The sequence below is a fragment of the Methylobacterium sp. WL103 genome (assembly GCF_008039885.1).
Lineage (GTDB): Bacteria > Pseudomonadota > Alphaproteobacteria > Rhizobiales > Beijerinckiaceae > Methylobacterium > Methylobacterium cerastii.
Genome location: NZ_VRUX01000980.1, coordinates 1 through 1,028 on the forward strand (window position 1 = coordinate 1; position 1,028 = coordinate 1,028).

Annotated in this window: 1 pseudogene; it reads right to left on the reverse strand. The window is 74.6% G+C overall.

The annotated features are described in order from the left end of the window. Positions 1-864: pseudogene (locus tag FV222_RS27180) on the reverse strand (phosphomannomutase); the annotation flags it as partial. Positions 865-1,028 lie beyond the last annotated feature (164 nt).

The window sequence follows — 1,028 nt, forward strand, 5'->3', positions numbered from 1 at the left end:
GAACCCGCCGGCCCGCTCGATCGCCGAGCCCGCGGTGACGGGCACCGCCACCGCGTCGGCGCCGAGATACCGCGCCGTGATCAGGCCGAGCACGTCGCCGCGCAGGATGCAGCCGGCGTCGTCGGCCACCAGCGGCCGGTCGGCGTCGCCGTCGGTGGTGACCAGCGCGTCGTAGGCGCCCGACGCCATGGTCTCGGCGATGTAAGTCACGTCCTCCGGGCGATGCGCCTCGGTGTCGATCGGGACGAACGTGTCCGAGCGGCCGACCGGCGTGACCTCGGCGCCGAACCCTGCCAGCAAGTCGGCGAGCAGGTCGCGGGCGACCGAGCTCTGCTGGTAGACGGCGACGCGCAGGCCGGCGAGGATGTCGGGCGCGAAGGCCGCACTGTACCGGCGCCGGTAGCGCTCGACCACGTCCGGGTCCGGCGTCGCGGCGACGGGCGCCGGCATCGTCCCGACCGCGGAGACGTCGCCGAGGGCGGCGAGGATGGCGGCCTCGTCGGCTTTGGTGATCTCGCCGTCGGGCCGGTAGAACTTCAGGCCGTTGCGGTCCTGCGGGATGTGGCTGCCGGTGACCATCACGGCGCAGGCCCCGCGCCGGATCGCCTCCAGCGCCAGCGCCGGCGTCGGAAGCGGGCCGCAATCGATCGCGGCAAAGCCCGCGGCGGCAGCCGCCGTGGCGACGGTGGCGGCGATGTCCGCGCTGCTGTCGCGCAGGTCGCGCCCGATCACCGCGGTGCGGCTCGCGCAGGAAGTGGCCCCGACGGAGCGGAAGAACGCGCCGGCATAGGCGTAGCTCGGCCACCCGACGAGGTCGGCCACCAGGCCGCGCAGGCCGCTCGTCCCGAACTTCAGGCTGCTCACGACGTCCTCATTTCCTTGCCGACCTAAACTTGCCCTTCGCCGACCCGACGGCCGTGCTCACGGTCCGGGCCGGCCCAGCCTTGCGCGCGCATGCTCGAGCACGTCGGCGATCGCGGCGTCCCAGTCGCCGCGGGGCGTCCAGCCGGTCGCCGTGCGCAGCCGCG